The sequence below is a fragment of the Ligilactobacillus murinus DSM 20452 = NBRC 14221 genome, assembly GCF_001591685.1.
GTDB lineage: Bacteria > Bacillota > Bacilli > Lactobacillales > Lactobacillaceae > Ligilactobacillus > Ligilactobacillus murinus.
In genome coordinates this window covers 1-20,235 of sequence record NZ_BCVJ01000037.1, presented here as the reverse complement: position 1 = coordinate 20,235, position 20,235 = coordinate 1, and the positions used below count along the sequence as shown (strand labels likewise).

Annotated in this window: 24 protein-coding genes and 1 other annotated feature; of the genes, 4 read left to right on the top strand and 20 right to left on the bottom strand. The window is 39.9% G+C overall.

Going from position 1 to position 20,235, the window contains the following annotated elements:
• Nucleotides 1-70: 70 nt before the first annotated feature.
• From nusB to LMU01S_RS07400, 5 genes are all read right to left on the bottom strand, one after another.
• Nucleotides 71-469, bottom strand: coding sequence for a transcription antitermination factor NusB (gene nusB, locus LMU01S_RS07420; RefSeq protein ID WP_056959650.1), 399 nt, complete (start codon nt 467-469; stop codon nt 71-73).
• Nucleotides 469-897, bottom strand: a complete 429-nt coding sequence (locus LMU01S_RS07415; RefSeq protein ID WP_004047591.1) for an Asp23/Gls24 family envelope stress response protein — start codon at nt 895-897, stop codon at nt 469-471. Before LMU01S_RS07415 ends, nusB begins: the two co-directional genes overlap by 1 nt.
• 260 nt (nt 898-1,157) lie before the next feature.
• Complete coding sequence (gene efp / locus LMU01S_RS07410) at nt 1,158-1,715, bottom strand: elongation factor P (RefSeq protein WP_004047589.1); 558 nt, start codon at nt 1,713-1,715, stop codon at nt 1,158-1,160.
• A gap of 129 nt (nt 1,716-1,844) precedes the next feature.
• The gene (locus LMU01S_RS07405; protein ID WP_056959648.1) at nt 1,845-2,912 is read right to left on the bottom strand and encodes a M24 family metallopeptidase; all 1,068 of its coding nucleotides are present in this window, start codon (nt 2,910-2,912) and stop codon (nt 1,845-1,847) included.
• Between the two features lie 62 nt (nt 2,913-2,974).
• Entirely contained in the window at nt 2,975-3,202 is a 228-nt protein-coding gene (locus LMU01S_RS07400; protein WP_056959646.1) for a hypothetical protein, read from the bottom strand.
• 152 nt (nt 3,203-3,354) lie between these two features.
• Here LMU01S_RS07400 and LMU01S_RS07395 point away from each other — a divergent pair, with 152 nt between their 5' ends.
• Nucleotides 3,355-4,119, top strand: coding sequence for a TrmH family RNA methyltransferase (locus tag LMU01S_RS07395; RefSeq protein WP_056959645.1), 765 nt, complete (start codon nt 3,355-3,357; stop codon nt 4,117-4,119).
• Between the two features lie 150 nt (nt 4,120-4,269).
• Here LMU01S_RS07395 and LMU01S_RS07390 read toward each other — a convergent pair whose 3' ends face one another.
• The 7 genes from LMU01S_RS07390 to LMU01S_RS07360 form a co-directional block, all read right to left on the bottom strand.
• A complete protein-coding gene (locus tag LMU01S_RS07390; RefSeq protein WP_056959643.1) occupies nt 4,270-4,881 on the bottom strand; it encodes an HAD-IA family hydrolase in 612 nt (203 codons plus the stop codon).
• 12 nt (nt 4,882-4,893) lie between these two features.
• Nucleotides 4,894-5,340: a D-aminoacyl-tRNA deacylase gene (gene dtd / locus LMU01S_RS07385; protein ID WP_056959642.1), complete on the bottom strand. Its 447-nt coding sequence runs from the start codon at nt 5,338-5,340 to the stop codon at nt 4,894-4,896.
• A gap of 15 nt (nt 5,341-5,355) precedes the next feature.
• Nucleotides 5,356-7,578 (bottom strand): RelA/SpoT family protein, encoded by a 2,223-nt coding sequence (locus LMU01S_RS07380; protein ID WP_056959640.1) that lies wholly within the window; start codon nt 7,576-7,578, stop codon nt 5,356-5,358.
• A 121-nt stretch (nt 7,579-7,699) separates the two neighbouring features.
• Nucleotides 7,700-8,026: a hypothetical protein gene (locus LMU01S_RS07375; protein ID WP_056959638.1), complete on the bottom strand. Its 327-nt coding sequence runs from the start codon at nt 8,024-8,026 to the stop codon at nt 7,700-7,702.
• An 81-nt stretch (nt 8,027-8,107) separates the two neighbouring features.
• Nucleotides 8,108-8,857, bottom strand: coding sequence for a 16S rRNA (uracil(1498)-N(3))-methyltransferase (locus LMU01S_RS07370; RefSeq protein ID WP_056959636.1), 750 nt, complete (start codon nt 8,855-8,857; stop codon nt 8,108-8,110).
• A 3-nt stretch (nt 8,858-8,860) separates the two neighbouring features.
• Nucleotides 8,861-9,748 carry a 50S ribosomal protein L11 methyltransferase gene (gene prmA / locus LMU01S_RS07365; protein ID WP_004047570.1) on the bottom strand — a complete coding sequence of 296 codons (888 nt, stop codon included), beginning with the start codon at nt 9,746-9,748 and terminating at the stop codon, nt 8,861-8,863.
• An 18-nt stretch (nt 9,749-9,766) separates the two neighbouring features.
• Entirely contained in the window at nt 9,767-10,255 is a 489-nt protein-coding gene (locus LMU01S_RS07360; RefSeq protein ID WP_056959634.1) for a DUF3013 family protein, read from the bottom strand.
• Between the two features lie 218 nt (nt 10,256-10,473).
• Between LMU01S_RS07360 and LMU01S_RS07355 the strand changes: the two genes are divergently transcribed.
• Together LMU01S_RS07355 and LMU01S_RS07350 are read left to right on the top strand one after the other, a co-directional pair.
• Nucleotides 10,474-11,433, top strand: coding sequence for a nucleoside hydrolase (locus LMU01S_RS07355; RefSeq protein WP_056959632.1), 960 nt, complete (start codon nt 10,474-10,476; stop codon nt 11,431-11,433).
• Between the two features lie 18 nt (nt 11,434-11,451).
• Nucleotides 11,452-11,802: a hypothetical protein gene (locus LMU01S_RS07350; protein ID WP_056959630.1), complete on the top strand. Its 351-nt coding sequence runs from the start codon at nt 11,452-11,454 to the stop codon at nt 11,800-11,802.
• 196 nt (nt 11,803-11,998) lie between these two features.
• Here the strand turns inward: LMU01S_RS07350 and greA are convergent, their stop codons facing one another.
• From greA to LMU01S_RS07315, 7 genes are all read right to left on the bottom strand, one after another.
• On the bottom strand, nt 11,999-12,472 hold the full coding sequence (gene greA / locus LMU01S_RS07345) for a transcription elongation factor GreA (protein WP_004047561.1): 474 nt from the start codon (nt 12,470-12,472) through the stop codon (nt 11,999-12,001).
• Between the two features lie 48 nt (nt 12,473-12,520).
• A complete protein-coding gene (gene udk / locus LMU01S_RS07340) occupies nt 12,521-13,168 on the bottom strand; it encodes a uridine kinase (protein WP_035447901.1) in 648 nt (215 codons plus the stop codon).
• A 24-nt stretch (nt 13,169-13,192) separates the two neighbouring features.
• Nucleotides 13,193-14,290, bottom strand: coding sequence for an endolytic transglycosylase MltG (gene mltG / locus LMU01S_RS07335; RefSeq protein ID WP_056959628.1), 1,098 nt, complete (start codon nt 14,288-14,290; stop codon nt 13,193-13,195).
• Nucleotides 14,291-14,618: 328 nt separating this feature from the next.
• Nucleotides 14,619-17,030, bottom strand: a complete 2,412-nt coding sequence (gene pheT, locus LMU01S_RS07330; protein WP_056959626.1) for a phenylalanine--tRNA ligase subunit beta — start codon at nt 17,028-17,030, stop codon at nt 14,619-14,621.
• Nucleotides 17,031-17,037: 7 nt separating this feature from the next.
• The gene (gene pheS / locus LMU01S_RS07325) at nt 17,038-18,084 is read right to left on the bottom strand and encodes a phenylalanine--tRNA ligase subunit alpha (protein ID WP_056959624.1); all 1,047 of its coding nucleotides are present in this window, start codon (nt 18,082-18,084) and stop codon (nt 17,038-17,040) included.
• A 52-nt stretch (nt 18,085-18,136) separates the two neighbouring features.
• Nucleotides 18,137-18,355: a binding site (T-box leader), on the bottom strand.
• Nucleotides 18,356-18,402: 47 nt separating this feature from the next.
• On the bottom strand, nt 18,403-18,738 hold the full coding sequence (locus LMU01S_RS07320; RefSeq protein WP_004047555.1) for a winged helix-turn-helix transcriptional regulator: 336 nt from the start codon (nt 18,736-18,738) through the stop codon (nt 18,403-18,405).
• Nucleotides 18,739-18,836: 98 nt separating this feature from the next.
• Entirely contained in the window at nt 18,837-19,346 is a 510-nt protein-coding gene (locus tag LMU01S_RS07315; protein ID WP_004047554.1) for an HD domain-containing protein, read from the bottom strand.
• Nucleotides 19,347-19,560: 214 nt separating this feature from the next.
• Between LMU01S_RS07315 and LMU01S_RS07310 the strand changes: the two genes are divergently transcribed.
• Nucleotides 19,561-19,866 (top strand): hypothetical protein, encoded by a 306-nt coding sequence (locus tag LMU01S_RS07310; RefSeq protein WP_004047553.1) that lies wholly within the window; start codon nt 19,561-19,563, stop codon nt 19,864-19,866.
• A 74-nt stretch (nt 19,867-19,940) separates the two neighbouring features.
• On the opposite strand, the gene LMU01S_RS10765 is transcribed toward LMU01S_RS07310, so the two are convergent.
• Complete coding sequence (locus LMU01S_RS10765; protein WP_263850215.1) at nt 19,941-20,063, bottom strand: hypothetical protein; 123 nt, start codon at nt 20,061-20,063, stop codon at nt 19,941-19,943.
• Between the last annotated feature and the right edge of the window lie 172 nt (nt 20,064-20,235).

Sequence of the window (20,235 nt, the reverse complement as noted above, 5' to 3'; positions counted from 1 at the left end):
AGCACATTCAGCTACATTTTTTTCAAAAATAAAATGCCTGCACTAAACTTTAGTACAGACATTTTCATCTTTAAAGTAGATTTGATAAAACACCATTGATAAAACGCCGTGATTTATCATCACTAAATTCCTTTGCTAATTGCAAAGCTTCATCTAAAGCTACTTTAGCTGGAACATCATCAACATAAAGCATTTCATAGATCGCTAAGCGCAAGACCAAGAGATCTGTCTTGTTCAAGCGTGCAAGCGTCCAGTTTGAGCTTAAATATTGATCGATCTTTGCGTCTAATTCAGATTGGTGTGTAAGTACGCCTTCTACCAATTCAGGCAAGTAGGCTGGTACTGTAGTTGTCGCCTCATCTTCCAACAAAGCTTCGTAAATGTCTTGTGGTAAGGCATCTGGGTTGCTATTCAACGCAAAAAGTGCTTGAAAAGCCAGTTTACGCGTATCATGTCTACTAATACTCACTATTCTTCACCATTCTCTTCCCCAAATAGATTGTTTGGGTCAATTGTTTGTTCTTGTTTTTCAGGAATTACCCCTTGAACGTGCACATCAACGCCTAAAATTTCAATTCCCGTCATAAAGAGAACTTGTTGGCGAACCTTTTCTTGGATCTGGGCTGCAACTTTAGGAACTGAGACGCCATAGTTCAAAAAGACATAGACATCAACTTTCAATTGATCTTCATCTTTGTTGACTTTGACACCTTTCCCTCGAATTTGACGGCCTAAGAGTTCTGAAAAGCTGTTGGCGATCGACCCACGCATCGAATATACACCATCGACTTGACTTGCCGCGATCCCAATGATCACTTCGATCACTTCTGGTGCTAACCGAACTTCACCTAAGCTGGGTTCTTTACTTGTTAAAACAATATTATTATCTTCAGACATATCTAAAACCTGCTATATAAAATATGGAAAAATATAGGGACTCCCCTATATCTCAAGAAAGATTATATATTTCCTTTCTTAAATTTTTTTACTTCCAATATCCAACCAAGAAATCCTTTTTTAAAAATTTACCTGTCTTCAAGTTTTTATGCCAGGACAATCCCGATCCCATATTATCTTTCTTACGGTCACTGTCACAAAAAATAGCTAAAATTGCTAAATGGTTGATTTTTGGCGAAAATAACGTTCAATCGACCAGATTAAGCACGTGAGATATATGTGCCGTCAGTTGTGTTGATCGTTAATACATCACCTTCATTAACGAAGAATGGAACTTGAACCACAACACCTGTTTCCATTGTAGCTGGTTTAGAACCACCAGAAGCTGTATCACCTTTGATACCTGGTTCAGTTTCAGCAACTGTTAGATCGACCGTATTTGGCAATTCGACCCCTAATGTTTCAGAACCGTACATGATAACACTAACGACCATGTTTTCTTTCAAGTACTTCAATTCTTCTGTCAAGCTTTCACCTGGTAATTCTAATTGTTCATAAGTATCTGTATCCATGAAGACATAGTTATTACCATCAGCGTATAAGTATTGCATCTTCTTGCGATCGATCTGTGCTTGTTCTACTTTTTCACCAGCACGGAATGTTTTTTCTTGAACAGCACCATTACGTAAGTTTTTTAATTTAGAACGGACAAAAGCTGAACCCTTGCCTGGCTTCACATGTTGAAATTCGACCACACGCCATAATTCACCATCGACTGTGATCGTTAAGCCATTTTTAAAATCATTTACTGAAATCATATTAGTCCTCCTAAAATAATTACATAAGTCCCACTATCTCATTAATAGCACACTTATCCAAATATAATTCATACACTTTATAATATCAAAAGAACAGCTGTAAATGCAAGTTAATCCCCGCTATCTCGCTTAAATCTCATAATATTCTTGGTAAAAATCGGTCAAATTCTCATAGCCTGTTTCAGTGACCAAAACATCATCTTCCAAACGTACTCCCCCTAGATCAGGCAAATAGATCCCAGGCTCGATGGTGATCACTTGCCCTGGCTGTAAAACTTCTGTGCTTGTTTTACCGATATAAGGTCCTTCATGAACATTTAACCCGATCCCATGTCCCATGCCATGTTCAAAATATTTATCGTATCCTTTTTGGGTGATATATTCACGTCCGATCTGATCAAGTTCTTTTCCGGTGATCCCAGGTCTGACTGCTTCGATGGTCAATTGCTTAGCTTCAGAAACGATATTATATATCTCTTTTAGTCTAGGATCGACCTTACCTAGTGCAAAGGTTCTGGTCACATCTGAAGTATAGTGATCTAAAAAATAACCATAATCAAGCGTCACTAAGTCCCCTGAGGCTAATTTTTTGTTACTTGCGACACCATGTGGTAAAGCCGAACGAGTTCCTGAAGCTACGATAGTTTCAAAGGAGGCTTGACTAGCTCCGTTTTTTCGCATGTAATGATCCAATTCCAAGGCTAGGTCTCGTTCTTCAAGGCCTGGTCTAGCGGCCTTTAAAACATGTTCAAACCCAGCTTTAGCTAAGCGACAACTCGCTTTTATCTTTTCGATCTCAACAGCAGATTTTTGTGAGCGCAATGTTTCGATCAAGCCACTCAATGCGACTAGATCACACGGAGCATATTCATCTAACTGATCATAAACTTGATAGCTCAAACTTTCCTCAAAAGCTAAAGCAACAACATGCTCACGTTCGCATAACTCTAAGGCTTGTCTAAAATAATCCCGTGTGATCACAGCTTTTAACCACGGATTAGTTTGAGCTATTTGCGTCTCAAAACGTGCGTCAGTGATCAAATAGCGCTCTTGTTCTGTTACTAGTAGAACTCCCGCATCCCCTGTAAAACCACTTAAGTAATAGATATTATCTGGTGAAGTTACCAAATAAGCATCTACACTAGCTTCTTGCATTTTTTGACGTAAACGTCGACAACGTTTGTCGAATTCATTCATCATTGTTACCTTCCTTGATTCATATTTATCTCATGATAACACACCTATGTACGCTAGAAAATCTAAATGATCTCCTTGATCTTATCAGCGATATAGTTTCCCTTGACCACCACAATGATCCGATTAGCTCGATAACTTTCGAGGCTTCGAAAATGAACTCGAACGATCATAAAACACTTGTCTGTTCCATCAACGATCGCTGTTGCTCCCTTAAAGTTTTGTTTTGTACTAAGAACTAACATTGTTTGATCTTGTTCTTCAAAGTAGATCTTTTCTAATAAGTTTGGCAAACTACCGCCCCCATTTACTTTTTATCCGTATTATATTCCTTAGTAAGTAAAAATTCCATCAACCACAACTTATATATTAAAAACATTCTTCCTTGTTATAGTTATTATGTTATACTGAATTTTATGTAAATTAGAAAACGAGGTCACGGATAATGAAAGAAATTACATCGGTCTCCAATCCTCAAGTCAAGGCTTGGAAAAAACTTGCCACTAAAAAGGGGCGTCAACAAAGCCAAACTTATCTACTCGATGGTTGGCATTTAGTCAAAGAAGCATTGAATTCTGGTAAGCTGGTCCAAAAGATCTTAGTCACACCGAGTTTCAAACATTTAGCTGACTTAGAGATCTTGCCTGAGATTCAATATTTTTCGATCAGCGAGTCGATCGCCAAACAACTCAGCGAAACTAAATCACCACAAGGCATCTTTGCTGAAGTAGCATTTGAGAAAACAAAACTCGATCCGACTACCGCTTCTGGAGCATGGCTATTACTTGATGGTGTCCAAGATCCAGGAAATATTGGAACTATGGTCCGGACCGCTGATGCAGCTGGTTTTTCAGGTGTCGTTTTTGGCTCTAAGACAGCTGATATGTATCAACCTAAAGTCGTCCGCTCAATGCAAGGTAGCCAATTTCATCTTCAATTAGTTACAGCGGACCTGACTACTTGGGTCCAAGCCTTCAAAGCTAAAAATTATCCTGTTTTTGGAAGCGAACTAAACAAAGACGCTCGTTCATATCAAGAAGTTGGTCAACACCAAAATTTTGCTCTGATCATGGGCAATGAAGGTAACGGTATGAGTGCAGAACTATTACAACAAACTTCCCTCAATCTCTATATCCCGATCAAGGGCCATGCCGAATCACTAAATGTAGCTGTTGCTGCTGGGATCTTGATGTTTCAACTCATCGACTAGCTAAAAGAGTGGGAGAACCATATAAATAAAGAAGGACCTATCACGATTTAGATATCGTAGTAGGTCCTTTCCTTTATTCATTAAAGATCACAATTTGACATCAGTAGCTATATTTTGAAGATCAACTAAAGACTTATGTCCCAGCAACTTTTATTTGATAGCATTCAAGTTTTGAACGATCTGTTCTGCCTGAACATCAGCCTTGATCAACTTATCAGGGTCAAATAAGATCCCTGCCATCTTAGCGTTGTGTCCCGCTACGATATCTAACGTCCGATCACCGACCATTACAGAAGCATTAGGATCTAGCCCATGTTTAGCGACCAAAAAGTTCAACGCCTCAGGATCAGGCTTACGTTTAAAACCATCATCTGCTGTCGAATGATCCGTAAAATATTGCAAAAATCCATCACGTTCAAGCAAGCCCAATGAACTTTTATCTCGATGGGTCAATAAAAAGTTTTGCCCACCGTTAGCAATGACTCGCTCTAACAACTCACGTGCCCCCGAAAACGGCTTAGCTTGTACTTGATATTTTTCTTCTAAATTCCGATAATCAGCATGCAATTTGGTCTCATCTAACTGTGATGTCGTATATCGCCGATAAGCTTCACGAACAGAAGCCTCACGCATCACTTGATAAACTTCATTTGGCGATAATTCTACTCCTTGAAGTGCAAAAGCTTCAACAAAGGCTTTGACCATGCCAGGATACGTATCATAAAGCGTTCCATCGAAATCAAAAAAATAATTTTGATACATATTATGACCTCACTATCTATTCTCTGTATCAAAGATGATCGTTACGGGACCATCATTTATCAAACTCACTTGCATATCGGCCCCAAATTCCCCAGTCTGAACTTCGATCCCTAAAGCTTGTAGCTTTTGGTTAAATTCAGCATAATTAGCCGCTGCCTTAGCTGGTTCTTGGGCTTTAGTAAAACTTGGGCGATTCCCCTTCTTAGTGTCGGCATAAAGCGTAAATTGTGAGATCGATAAAATTTCTCCTGCGATCTGTTGAACATTCAGATTCAGCTTGCCTTCTTCGTCGCTAAAGATCCGACAGTTGGCGATTTTTTTAACTAAATAATCGATCTGTTCACTACCATCACCCGTCTGAAAACCAACCAATAGCATCAAGCCTTGATCGATCTGACCAACTGTTTGCTCTGCGATCGCCACACTAGCCTTTTTTACTCGTTGTAATACTACACGCACTTTTCTTTACCTCGCTTAATGGATCGTTCGTTTTACTACATAAACATCAGGAACTCGTTTGATATTGTCGATAACTCGTTGCAAATGCACCTTATCACGGATCCCTACCGTCACATCGATCGTCGCCATCTTATTATGGTCGATCCGGCCATTGATCGAATTGAGCTGTTTTGTCGTATTGTTGATCGCCTGTAAAACATCATTCAACAGACCAGAACGATTATACCCTTGGATCTCAAGATCAGTATTATAGTGTGTCCGATCATCGGAAACGACATTCCAACTTACATCGATCAAACGCGTGCCACTTTGTTCAGCATTTTTCACATTAGGACAATCAGTCCGGTGGACCGAGACCCCACGTCCCTTAGTGATATAGCCAACGATCTCATCACCAGGGATCGGGTTACAACAATGGCTCAAGCGGACCAATAGATTATCGATCCCTTCGATCAAGACACTTTCATCATGCTTATTCTTGCTGTTAGCATTATTATTTTTGATCCCCTTATGATCTTCGAGGAGATCTTTTTCTTGCTGTTTTTTACGTTGTAATTCTTTTTGCTCACGAATATCTTGTGTCAAAATATTAATGATCCCAGCTGGTTGTAATTCACCAAAACCAAGCGCTGCATACATATCATCGCTCGTGGAGATATGACGCTTAGCCAAGACCCGCTCAATATTTTTAGTATTTAAAACATCGTGTACATTATATCCTTCTTCGATCAGTGCTTCTTCCAAGATATCTTTACCACGATCGATATTTTGGATCCGATCTTGTTGTTTAAAGAAACGTTTGACTTTATTACGTGCCTTATTGGTATGCACCAGGTCTAACCAATCCCGACTAGGGCCAGCAGAATTTTGTGAAGTCAAAATATCAACGATATCACCATTTTTGACCTGATAATCTAGCGGAACGATCTTGCCATTGACTTTAGCTCCTGTCGTATGGTTTCCGATCTCAGTATGGATCGAATAAGCCATATCCAGTGGTCCAGCCCCCTTAGGTAATTCAAAGACATCCCCTTTAGGCGTAAAGACATAGACGCGGTCACTAAAAAGATCGCCCTTGACACTCTCCATGAAATCACTAGCATCACTGGATTCATTTTGTAATTCAATGATCTCTTTGAACAAGTTGAGTTTTTCACCCGTCGTCGTTTCTTTGACGCCATCTGTCTTACCTTCCTTATAGGCCCAGTGAGCAGCGATACCATATTCAGCCACCCGGTGCATCTCTTCAGTTCTGATCTGCACTTCAAATGGGGTCCCACTTGGTCCGATCAAAGTCGTATGCAACGATTGGTACATGTTTGCTTTAGGCATCGCAATATAATCTTTGAATCGTCCCGGCATTGGGGTCCACTTAGTATGGATCGCACCTAATACAGCATAGCAATCCTTGATCGATTTAACGATCACACGGATCGCAAGTAAGTCATAGATCTGACTGAATTGTTTGTGCTGATCGCGCATCTTACGATAGATCGAGTAAATATGCTTTGGTCGCCCATAGATCTCACAATCTTTGAGCTTAAGATCCACGATCGCTCCTTTGATCTCATCGATCGCTTCATTGATATATTGTAAACGCTCGTCACGTCTTGAATTCATCAAATGTACGATGCGATAGTATTGTTGGGGATTTAAGTACCTTAATGAAGTATCCTCTAATTCCCATTTGATCGTGCTGATACCTAAACGATCAGCTAACGGTGCATAGATCTCAAGTGTTTCATTTGCAATACGACGTTGTTTGTCTGGACGCAAATGTTTCAACGTACGCATATTATGCAAGCGGTCAGCTAACTTCACGATAATGACCCGTAAGTCTTTTGACATCGCCAAGAGTAATTTACGGTGATTTTCAGCTAACTGTTCTCGGTGTGACTTGTAGCGGATCTTGCTCAATTTTGTGACCCCGTCTACGATCACTTCGATATCTTTACCAAAGAGCTCACCAATATCAGCCAAAATAACGGGCGTATCCTCGACTACATCATGTAAAAACCCCGCACTTACCGTTTCAGGATCCATTTTTAATTCAGCTAAGATCGCAGCCACTTGGATCGGGTGGACGATATATGGTTCCCCTGACTTACGAAATTGCTCACGGTGAACGTAGGTAGCAAAATCACAGGCTTTTTGTACGATCGCCACATGTTCTGCATTCATGTATTCACTACATTTGTTGATCACATCTTCTGCACTCCAAATTACGTTCTTTTCCATCTCATCACCGTCGCCACTAAAGACAGTAGCGCTTCCTTTCTCACCAATCTACCAAATTCATTTGAATGCACGATAGGCACTTTTCACTACTGCAAAAAGTGCCTACTGCTGTTGTAAAATTTTATTTGCGTACAGCACCATAGGCAAAGCCTGTCAACATCAGATAAACTACGGCACAATAGATCGCATGGCTATCAAAAAAGAAATCACAACCGATCAAGTAAATAACTGGGAAAAATAGCACTAACCAAAACTTATCAGCATGTTTACCTGCATAAAATCCAATTGCGATCGCATAAACTACATTGATACCAAATAAGATCACACCCGTTTTCGTGATCTCGTCAACATTTAAAACAGTAAAGATGATCGGGATCACGAAACTAAACAGTGTGGCAAAAGCCCAGTACGAAATTACTTTCTGGGGTGATACTTTACTTAATTGCATTCTCATTACCTGTTTCTAAAATTAATTAATTTCATTTTACCGTAAAATCACATTTTAGTATAGAAGAAACTCTGCTACAGGCTATTTTACCAATTCTAATGCATAAGAAAGCGTCGCTAAAAGATATAGTGGCGCTGTTTCAGCCCGCATGATCCGTGGTCCTAATCCCGCTTGAATAAAGCCTGCTTGAGTCAAAAGTTCGATCTCATTTGTTGATAACCCACCTTCTGGGCCAAAAACTGCCGTCAAATGTGGTGCTTTTCGTGCAGTGAGCTGTTCAATAATTTTGACCAAATTAGCTTTTTCCCCTTGTTTAGCTGCCTCTTCATAGGCCACGATACCTAGCTCATCTGAAGCTAGCTTCAATTCTTTCAAGCTGTTGCAGTAGCTGATCGTCGGGATCGTTGTACGATGTGACTGTTCAGCTGCTGCTAAAGCGATCTTTTCCAACCGCATGATCTTTTTAGCTTGCTTTTTATCATCCCATTTGGCGACCGAAAAATCGCCCTTAAAAAAGATAAATTTATCAGCCCCTAATTCCGTTCCCTTTTGAACGATCAATTCCGCTTTATCACCCTTAGAAAGTCCACAAGCGATCGTTGTTACAACTGGCAATTCAGTTTGATGACTAAAAGTTTCAACGACCTTAGCTCGAGCCTGGTGTTTATCGACTGCGGTCACTTCCATGAGCTGAACTTGCTTATCTGGGGTCACCAACTCAAATTTATCCCCCACACGCATCCGCATTACTGTGATCGCATGCTTATAGATGTCTTTTGGTAAAATAAATTGCTCATTGGCTAACATTTCATTATAAAAATAACGTTGCATTTTTTAAACCTCATCTGTAGTTGGCATATGGGCGATGATCGAATACCAATCTTTTATATTTAAAACTTGATCGATCACAAAACCCTTTGCTTCAAGTTCACTAACGATCAAGTCTTTTTTGTCAACGATGATCCCTGAAGTGATAAAGATCCCGCCTGGCTTTAAGCATTCATAAGCTTGAGGGATCAATGGCACGATGATCTCGGCCAAGATATTAGCTGTGATCAACTCAACTTTGGTCTTGATCCCAGCCAACAGATCATTAGCTCCCACTGTGATCGCATCTTGCATGCCATTTAACGCCAAATTTTCTTCGGCCGCTTTGACCGCTTCAGCATCAACATCATAAGCAGCGATCTGTTCGACCCCAAAATACTTAGCCGCAATACTCAAGACACCTGAGCCAGTTCCCACATCTATCATAGTTTCGCCACCACGTACAACTGTCTCTAATGCTTGTAAGGCCAATTTAGTCGTTGGATGCGTTCCCGTTCCAAAAGCACGACCAGGATCAAGTTTGATAACTTTTTCATCAGTTGACCCTGGAGTATAACTTTCCCAACTTGGTACGATCGTCAAATAGCGCGTTAAGCGAACTGGATGATAGTATTTCTTCCAAACATCCGCCCAAGAATCATCATCTAGTTCGGCTAATTTGACAGTGCCCTTACCTGGATCTAAGCCAAATTCTCGCAATTGTGCGATCTTTTGTTCTAATTCTGGGAGTAGCTCTACTAAACCAGCCTGAGCTTGAAAATATGTCGCTAACTCAACTTGACTAAGATCTGAATCGTCGATCTCAACGCCACCAGCACCATTTTCCATCAAAAGATTGATCACAGCTTCACTCGCCTCATTTGTTGTCGTTACAGTTAATTTGATCCAATCCAAAATAAATTCATCCTTTGCTTAAAATTTAGGGTACGGCAGATTTTCAATAGCCGTATTCTCAGTCGCATCGTGCACAAATCTTTCAAAGTCACTCATTGACCACGTCAGTTCGAATAATTCCTTGTCGCCGTCATTTAAAAAGTCAAGTAGGTCCGAACGTCCATTGTCTAACACGATCTGTAAATAACTAAAAAATGCTTTACCTCGTGCTAAGGTCCAACCTTTTTTACCAGCATAGCTCAAACACGCTAAATACGCCTCTGGTTCGACTTGTGCTACATTTTTCTCATCATAAAATAAAATGCTATCACTAAATGAGATGATCGGCTCATCAGAACTTACCCCTTCAGCATCAGTGATGACTTGACTAGTAGAGTTTTCAGCATAAAAGGTCAATTCCATCTCAAATGTCTTGGCGCGCTTATTCCAAAAAAGTTCGATCTTACCATCAAAATCCAAACTATCTATATTGCTTTCTAAAAAAGTCAAAAGATCTGTTTTTGCCATCCAATCAATCCTGTCTGTGTATAGTTATACTAATATAGTAACCTCTAGGCAGGATAGAAAACAAGTTTAATTCGATAATCTTTTGTTTTTAGCTTATTTAACGTATATTTTATCGTTTTTAGTAATATTTTATTAATTTTTCACACTCAATTAAGCACAAAAGCCATAATTTCTGATAAACTAAGAGTGTGAATTACTAACTTTAGGAGATGATCTACTTGGCAAAATACAAAATGATTCTTGATCTTGATACTGGGATCGACGATGCATTAGCCATCGCTTATGCTTTAGCTTCAGAAGAATGCGATCTGATCGGGATCGTGGGTTCATATGGTAACATTTTAGTCGAAGATGGGGTCCAAAACAGTTTAGACTTGCTTGAACTGTTAGGGCGCCCCGACATTCCAGTTTTTACTGGACTTCCACACGCTTCAACTAAGGATAGCTTTGAAGTTATGCCGATCAGCGCCCAGATCCACGGCAAAAACGGGATCGGCGAAGTCAAACTAAAAAAAGCTGATCGCAAACCAGAAACGATGTCTGGGGTCGATTTCTTCATCGAAGCTGCTCACAAATATGGCAAAGACCTCGTGATCGTTCCAACGGGTCCTTTAACAAACTTAGCTGCCGCCTTGGAAAAAGATCCCCAGATCGCTAAACTTGTAGGTAAAGTTACCTTAATGGGGGGAGCTTTGACTGTTCCTGGAAATGTCAATCCCGTAACTGAAGCTAACATCAATCAAGATCCTGAAGCAGCTGATAAAGTCTTTCGCAGTGAATTTCCATTGACAATGATCGGCTTAGACGTTACGACTCGAACACTCTTGACTACAAAAGAAACTCAAAAGTGGCGTGACTTAAAGACTTTAGCCGGTGAAAAATACGCTGACCTAACAGATTATTATATCGACGCTTACAAAGTTACAAGTCCTCACTTAGGTGGCTGTGCTTTACATGATCCATTAGCTGTAGCAGCAGCGATCGATCCTTCATTAGTGACAACACTTGATCTAAATATGAAAGTTGATACTGAAGGTCCTTATGCTGGACGCACGATCGGTGATGAGACTCGGATCAACGAACCAGCTTTATTGACTAAAGCAGCTGTCAACGTTGATAAAGGTCGCTTTGTTGATCTATTTATGGAACGTTTGACAACGCTATTTAGCAAAAATTAGGAAGATGAGGCTTAAGCAATGAATATTCTTGGGATCTCCCTTTATATCTTTTGGCTTTTGCTGGTCATCTTAAAATTTAGTTCTTTACCGCATAACCGCCGTTTTTCTTACCAACAAGCTTTTTTTGGCACTTTGTACTGGTATAAAAATTTTAGAAATTTATTGTTGCTTTGCGCTTTGATGGTCTTATTTATTTTTGCGCCACTAAAATTGATCTATTTTCTATTTTTTATCACCGCCTGCCTGATCTTTCTTATGACAGCACGTAATTTTTGGTTTCGGATCGGCAATGCTTGGACTAGTATCTATCTTTGTTTAGCTTGTATCTTTATTGGGATCGGCACTGGACTATTTGTTTTCAGAACTTAAATATTCTCTCCCTTGGTCACAGCCAAGGGAGTTTTTTTGTACCTTTCATTTATAATTCGAGCACAACAGCAAAAGCATCAAAGTTTAGGTTAGAAAAATCCAAGTGAAGTGTTTTATCGCGTTTCGTTGCACTTGATTTAACGATTCGTCATACAAAAAAAGACCTGCTTTTTAGCAGATCTTTTTTTGGATCAATTTATTTAACTTCGATGATCTTAACTTGCATTTCACCGCCAGGAGTTTCAACACTTACAGTCTCGCCCACTTTATGTCCAACTAAACTTTGGGCAATTGGAGATTCATTTGAGATCTTCCCTGCAAATGGATCAGCCTCTGCAGCACCTACGATCTGATAAGTTTCTGGTTCATCATCATCTTCTTGGAAGACCACCGTTTTGCCGATCGCAACTTCATCAGCAGCGATCGAGCCATTATCAATGATCTCGGCATGGTTCAACATGTTTTCTACTTCTTTGATCCGACCTTCAAGCATTGATTGTTCATTCTTTGCTGCTTCGTATTCGGAGTTTTCGGATAGATCACCAAAGGAACGAGCGATCTTGATCCGTTCGATGATCTCTGCTCGTTTGGTTGTCCGAAGTTCTTCTAATTCAACTTCAAGTTTTTCTTTACCTTCCAATGTCATTGGAAATGTTTTTTCTTCAGCCATTTTTACACCTCATTAATATCATTAACTGCGTGGTCCATTATACCACAACTAGTCTTCGTTTTTACGAATGATGTCACGAACCTTTGTGACCAAAAGATCGATCGCAACTTGATTTTCGCCACCTTCAGGCACAATAATGTCAGCATAACGCTTTGAAGGTTCAATAAATTGATGATACATTGGCTTAACTGTTTCAAGATATTGATCGATCACTGATTGCAATGTCCGTCCGCGTTCTTCGATATCACGTTGGATACGACGAATGATCCGAATATCGTCATCAGTATCCACGAAGATCTTGATATCCATCAGATCACGCAAGCGTGCGTCGTTTAACGTCAAAATACCTTCTACAATGATAACTTCTCGTGGTTCTTGAACTACAACTTCTTTACTCCGTGTATGAGCGGCATAATCATAAACTGGGATCTCGATCGTCTTCCAGTTGAGTAGATCTTCAAGTTGTTCGATCAAAAGATCTGTATCAAAGGCATTGGGATGATCATAGTTGACTTTAGTCCGTTCTTCAAACGGAACATCATCTTGACTCTTGTAATATGAATCTTCTTGGAGCATCATCAAGGAATGACCATGCAGTTGATCAAAGATCGCACGGGAAACAGACGTCTTCCCACTACCTGATCCCCCAGTTACACCGATAATAATTGGACGCGGACGCTTCTTTGCTTCTGACATTAATAAATACCTACCTTAAATTAATTATTGATTATCTTTTTCGAGTTTTTTGGTCAATGCTTGATGTTCTTCATAAGTCTTGGAGAAATAGACCTTACCTGTCTTCATATTTGCGATGAAATAAAGATATCCTTTATCCTTATCGACTGGATCTAAGACAGCTTTTACCGATGCAATACTTGGGTTATTGAACGGTCCAGGTCCCATACCTTCATTTTGATATAGATTGTATGGAGAATCGACTTCAAGATCTTTATATGTCACATTTTGCTTGTGTTTACCTAAAGCATAAAGAACCGAAATATCCGATTGGATCTTCATATTCTTTTCTAAGCGGTTTTCAAACACACCCGCGATCTTATAACGATCCTTTGGGGTCACACCTTCGCGTTCAACTAGAGAAGCTAAAGTCAAAACTTGTTGGACTGTGTAGTGACGTTCGGAGATCTTGCTGTAATATGGTGACAACATTTCATTGGTCTTAGCTACCATTTGTTCGACCAACTGCTTTAATGTCGTATCATCTTGAACCGAATAAGTAGCTGGATATAAGTAACCTTCTAAGCGATAACGAACATCTTTGGCTTCAAGTGCTGATGTTAACAACTCTGGATACTTGTTCTTTAACTCATTTAAGAAATTTTCGTCGTTGACTAATGCCAAAAAGTCCTTCTTGCTGAACTTAGTCGTATTTTGGATCTCAGTTCCGATCTCATCGATCGTCACCCCTTCTTTTATAAGAACTTTTCCGGAGTCAAGCGGTTCACTGGCACCACCTTTTTGTAAAGCCTTTGAGATCTGTTCAAGCGTCATCGATGGTTTTAGCTCATAGTACCCTGCCTTAAAATCACCTAGTTTATTGGTCTTAACATAGTAATCAAAGACAAAGCCACTCTTGATGACCTTTTTTTCCTCTAAAATGGCACCGATCTGCTTGTTGTTACTTCCAACAGGGATCTTGACCTCGATACGTTGATTCGAGTTTTTGTCAAGTGGTTGCAAAGCCGTCTTAACGTAATGATAGCCAAATGCTCCGACTAATACGATCAAAACTGCAATCACTAAAATAACACCGGTGATGATTTTTTTAGCAACCGATTTCTTTGCTTTTTCTTTACCCAAAGTAATCACCCTTACTACACTAATGTGAACAAATATATTATTTATATTTGTGAAAGAATTATAGTTTTTCCTTTCCTGCGTTTTAAACCCCTAGCTAAATTGCTATGTATAAAGATCATACACTGGATCTATCAATTTTTATGAGATCCTTAGCCCCACATTGTGCTCTTTCTGACTACGATCTCCTTGACCATGGCTTATTTTATCCAAGCCACTCCTGTGTAAACTCTATCTCTACCATTATATAAGCGTGGTTGTCTAATTGCAATATTGTATCATGGTTAATTTCTAAAAAAAGAAGCCCCTATGAGCTCCTTTAATTTTATTTCTAGCGAATGTCGGCCTTAAATTCCTCGACTAGCTTAGCCTGTACTTTTTCAAAAGCTTTTGTAACTGCTTCATCTTGTAAAGTTGCATTTGGATCAGAGTAGACCAAAGTATAAGCCAATGATTTAAAGCCATCCATAATATGTTCACCTTGATATACATCGAACAGCTTGATGTCTTTTAAGAAAGCACCACCATTTTTGCGAATGCAATCTTCGATCTGTTGATTTGTCACAGCAGTCGAAACTGCCAAAGCGATATCACGCGTGATCGATGGATATTTTGAGACTGGTGTATAAAGTTTAGCCTCTTTTGGTAACTCGATAACTTTTTGTAGATCAAGCTCAAAAACATAAACTCGCTGTTTTAATTTATATTCTTTAGCCGTATTAGGATGAACTTCACCGATAAAGCCTAAGTAAGTTTCCCCTGCATAGATCGCAGCGGTCCGACCAGGATGCATATCTGGCATAGCAGTTGCTTGATAAGTTTCGTTAGTCACACCTAATTCATGTAACAAGTTCGCTACGATCCCCTTAAGATAGAAGAAATCAACTTCTTGTTTTGTAGTATTCCAGTTAGCCTCATTGACTAAGCCTGTTACCGCCCCAGCAATATGTTCAACTTCACGTGGACGTGTTTGATCTTCATCTCTAAAGAAGACACGTCCTTGTTCATATAACGCAACATCGTTAACTTTACGTGCTGCATTATAAGCTAGATCGTCTAAAAGCCCTGAGACCAAGTTCATTCGAACCGTTGTATGTTCACTGCTCATTGGAAAATCTAAATTAGTCGGTAAAGCTTCTTCTAAGGCAAAACGTTTAGCTTTTTCTTCAGTCGTCAACCCGTATGAAATAGCTTGATCTAAGCCAGTTGCTTCTAATGTCTGCCGTGCTTGCCGAATCAATTTTTGAGCCGGTGTATAACTCCCTGGTGTCGTTTGGCCTGCTGGGAGCGTTGTTGGCAAATTGTCATAGCCATAGATCCGAGCTACTTCTTCAACTAAGTCAGCTTCGATCGCAATATCCCAGCGTCTTGTTGGTACATATACCGTCAAGTCATCAGCCACGACTGTCGTTTCAAAACCTAAGCGATCAAAAATAGCTTGGATCTGTTCTACTGTCAATTCTGTGCCTAAAACTTTATTGATATGTGAAGCTGAGGTCTTGATCTTTGTCGGAGTAGTTTCTGGTTCATTGACACTAGCTACACCTTTGACCACTTGACCTTCGCCTAGTTCAGCGATCATTGCAGCAGCAGCATCTAAAGCTTCACGGACAGCTGATACGTCAACGCCACGTTCAAAGCGCATTGAAGCTTCTGAGTGTAAATTTTCCCGCCGTGAAGTCTTTCTGATCCGATGACCATCGAAAACAGCTGCTTCTAAAGCAACAGTGGTCGTTTCATCACTGATCTCAGTATCTAAGCCCCCCATCGTGCCTGCTAAAGCGACTGGTACATCATTAGCTGCGATCACGATGTCATTTAGTTGTAATTTACGTTCTTCACCATCAAGGGTAACTAGCACTTCGCCTTCTTTAGCCAAGCGCACAACGACTTGCTTAGATCCCAATTTATCCAAATCAAAAGCATGCAACGGTTGACCATAATCAAGCAAGATATAGTTTGTTACGTCAACGATATTGTTCAACGGACGAATACCCGCATTCCAAAGACGGGTTTGCAACCACATTGGACTTTCTTTGACCTTGACATCTTTTATGACCCGCATCATATATGGTTTAGCTAATTCTTCTGGTGCACTGACGGTAACGTGATCAGCGATCTCATCTGTGGCTGATTCGACAACGTTTGGAACTGGTAAAGTCACTTCACGATCATAGATAGCTGCGATCTCATGAGCAGCACCACGCGTGCTTAAAAGATCACCACGGTTTGGAGTGATATCAAGATCGATCACCGTTTCGTCCATCCCTAAATATCCAAAAACAGGTTCACCTGGTTTAGCATCTTCAGGTAAAACATAGATCCCATCAGCAAATTCTTTCGGGACTACACTTTCAGGAAAACCTAATTCTTGTAAAGCACAGATCATCCCTTCAGAAACTTCGCCCCGCATCTTACCGCGTTTGATCTTCACATTACCAGCGATCCGTGAATTTGGCAAAGCCACAATGACCTTTTGCCCCGCCTTGATGTTAGGCGCACCACACACGATCTGTGACGGCTCTTCTTCCCCAATATCTACTTGGCAAATATGCAAGTGGTCGGAATTTGGATGATCTTTAACATCCAAAGTGTAACCTACAACGATCTTCTTTAGTCCATCTTCAAGTTTACCTGTACTAGCAACTTCGACCGCCGTTCTTTCGATTTTTTCAGCCAATGCTAACGGTTCAAGGTCAGCGACAGGCACATATTCATTTAACCATTTTGTTGAAACTTTCATGAATCAGTTATCCTTTCTGTGCGAATTGTTGTAAGAATCGAACATCATTTAGATAAAATTCGCGAATATCATCGACACCGTATTTGAGCATAGCAAAGCGATCAGGTCCAAGACCAAAGGCAAAACCACCATAAACTTCTGGATCGACACCAGCCATCTTCAAAACATTAGGATGGACCATACCAGCGCCTAAAACTTCGATCCAACCTGTTTGCTTGCAAACTGAACAGCCCTTACCACCACATTTGAAACAAGACACATCGACTTCGACAGATGGTTCTGTAAATGGGAAGTAACTTGGACGCAAACGGATCTCACGTTGTTGACCAAAGACCGTCTTAGCGATCAGCTCTAACGTACCTTTTAGATCACCCATTGTAATATTTTTGTCGATGACCAGGCCTTCTACTTGGTGGAATTGATGCGAGTGAGTTGCATCATCTGTATCGCGACGGTAGACTTTACCTGGCGAGATCATCTTTAACGGACCCTTGCTAAAATCATGTACTTCCATCGTCCGTGCTTGAACGGGCGAGGTTTGAGTCCGCATTAATAATTGTTTAGTAATATAAAATGTGTCTTGCATATCACGGGCAGGGTGATCTTGAGGCAAGTTCAACATTTCAAAGTTGTAATGATCTTCTTCGATCTCAGGTCCATCAACAACTTGAAAGCCCATCCCTAAAAAGAGTTTTTCGATCTCATCGATAACTTGGACTAAAACATGAGGTGTCCCAGTTTTGACTGGGGTAGCTGGTAAAGTAACGTCGATCGTTTCACTTTCTAGACGTTTGGCCAACTTTAGTTCTTCTAATTCAGCATGCTTTGCAGCGATCGCTTGAGTCAATTCATCTCTGATCGTGTTAGCAAAACTTCCGACCTTAGGACGTTCCTCTGCACTTAAGTCACGCATTCCTCGTAAAACTTCAGTAATTGAGCCCTTTTTACCCAATAATTCTACTCTGACGTCATTGATATGTTTAGTATCTTCAGCACGCCTAATTTCTTCTAAGCCATTTTGTTTGATCTCTTCAAGTTTTTCTCTTAGATTCACACTAATCTTTCCTTTCATTCGGCTGATCCAACGTAAAAAAGCCCCATCCCTAAAAAGGGACGAGGCTTCGCGGTACCACCCTTGTTCTGTTAAGTAAATAACAGCACTCTTTCATGATAAAACGGTCATGAACCGATCTGTTATTCATCCTAGGGAATCCCAACAGCAACTCAGGAAGTGAAATTCAGCTTTAGATCAAGCAAGCCTTCTCAGCTCCCGGCTCTTTTCTGTCTTGATCGATCAGCTTACTAATTTCCGTCTACGTTTTTAAATATTCTACAATTCAGTTTAAGCTCGCATGCATAAATAGTCAAGTAGTTATTTGCAATCTTCTTCAGAATACCACTTTTCTGACCAAACATGGATCTCTTGCATGATCGTTTTTAAAGCTGCGCCCCGGTCGGTCAACTGATAGACCGCACGTGAGCTATTACTAGTCATCACACGTTCTACCAATCCTTCCTTTTCCAACTCTTTTAGACGTTCCACTAAAACACGATCACTGCATTTCTCAACTTTTTGTGCTATTTCTTTAAAACGCTGTGGACCTTCATTCAATAAAACTTCGATGATCAAACCATTCCATTTTTTCCCTAAAATCCCAAAAGTCTTTTGGAACTTCGGACAGACTTTGAATACTGATTGTGTACTCAAAACACATACTCCTCTCTAAATTACACAAATAGACCCGCACTATCGAGTGATACGGGCCTATTATCTGTGCTTTCAATAGTGCTTAACACTATTTTACACTATTCACTTACTTTCGCAAAGCCTAGAGCGTGTTTTAGTGAACTCATTAATTTCAAAGAAAGATGTTTACTGTATTCCTCAGTCGCCGAATATTTATCAACTAATGACACAATATAACCTTCAGGATACTTTGGAGGGCAGGTCGTTGCGCCCCACATGTGTTTGATAATGATATCTTTTTCGCGTGGGGTCAGTACGGTCAGCTTTTCTGCATTACGCACAGCAATTCGTGGATGGATCCACGCATGCGTGCCACGATCAAATTTAGTCACACGCCAATCATAGTAAAACAAATCATGCAACAAGCCCGCACGAGCCGTGGCTTTTGCATCTAAGTGGAATTTTTTAGCAAGTAAATAGCTTTCATAGGAAACAGCAATACAATGTTCTAAGCGTGTTGAAAAATGGTGTTGCGTATAATCAGCCAATCGTTGGACTTCTGGCTTTTCTAGCAACTCACCTACATAGCTCATATATTCTTCATCATTACGCCATACGTCTTTTTTCATAAATGCTGCATAACTCCTTTAACCAATGTTTTACTAACCAACCCTATTTCTCACTTTTCATCTTACTATTTTATTTTACAAAAGCAATCTTTAAACTGTTGATTTAAGTAATTTAAAGATAAATTTAAAAATTCAGCATTTATTTGCCCAACAAACGAACATATGTGCTATAATACGCAAAAAGAACATACATTCGCAAAAGAGGGACTATATTATGAATAAACAGGAATTTGAGACTTATTTAAATGAGCACTGCTCGGCTTTGAGTAAATTTCAAGCACGAGCTTTAGACTACCAAGCCAATAAAAATCAGAATCGTACGAAATCTGCTCGCTGGAATGATGCCAAAGTCCAGCGAGCAGCAGATGCAATGTACGATACTTTTCTTGATGGGATCTATACCAAATTGCGCAACGCGATCAAAAATAAATATGACCACCAAGCTTGGCTCGATTACATCGAAAAATACGAACTCTTAGAACAATTAGAAGAAAGTGTACTTGAGATCGAATTTGAGTAAAAAAACTCAGATCCAGCGTGTTAGTATAAACTTATTCAATGATATGTGGAATGCACTTTAAACAGCGTAATATTTCATGGATTCGTTTGATCATAGTCAATGATCATTGTGAGTAACGAGTTGATCTTGTTACGGGTCTGATCTCCCCAACCAGTTTTACCCTTTGACTTTTTGTCAGAGGGTAATTTTTTTGCCATTTTCGAGCACAAACGCATAATAAAAAGCACTCAACGACGAGTGCTTAAAATTAACTTAATTGTTCAATATTCAAGCTACGAAATAAACTTGATCAACTTTAAACATCAGTTGCTACCATTTTGCTACCATTTAAAATTGTCTAGTCAAAAATTAGCCCCATCTAATTTTTGG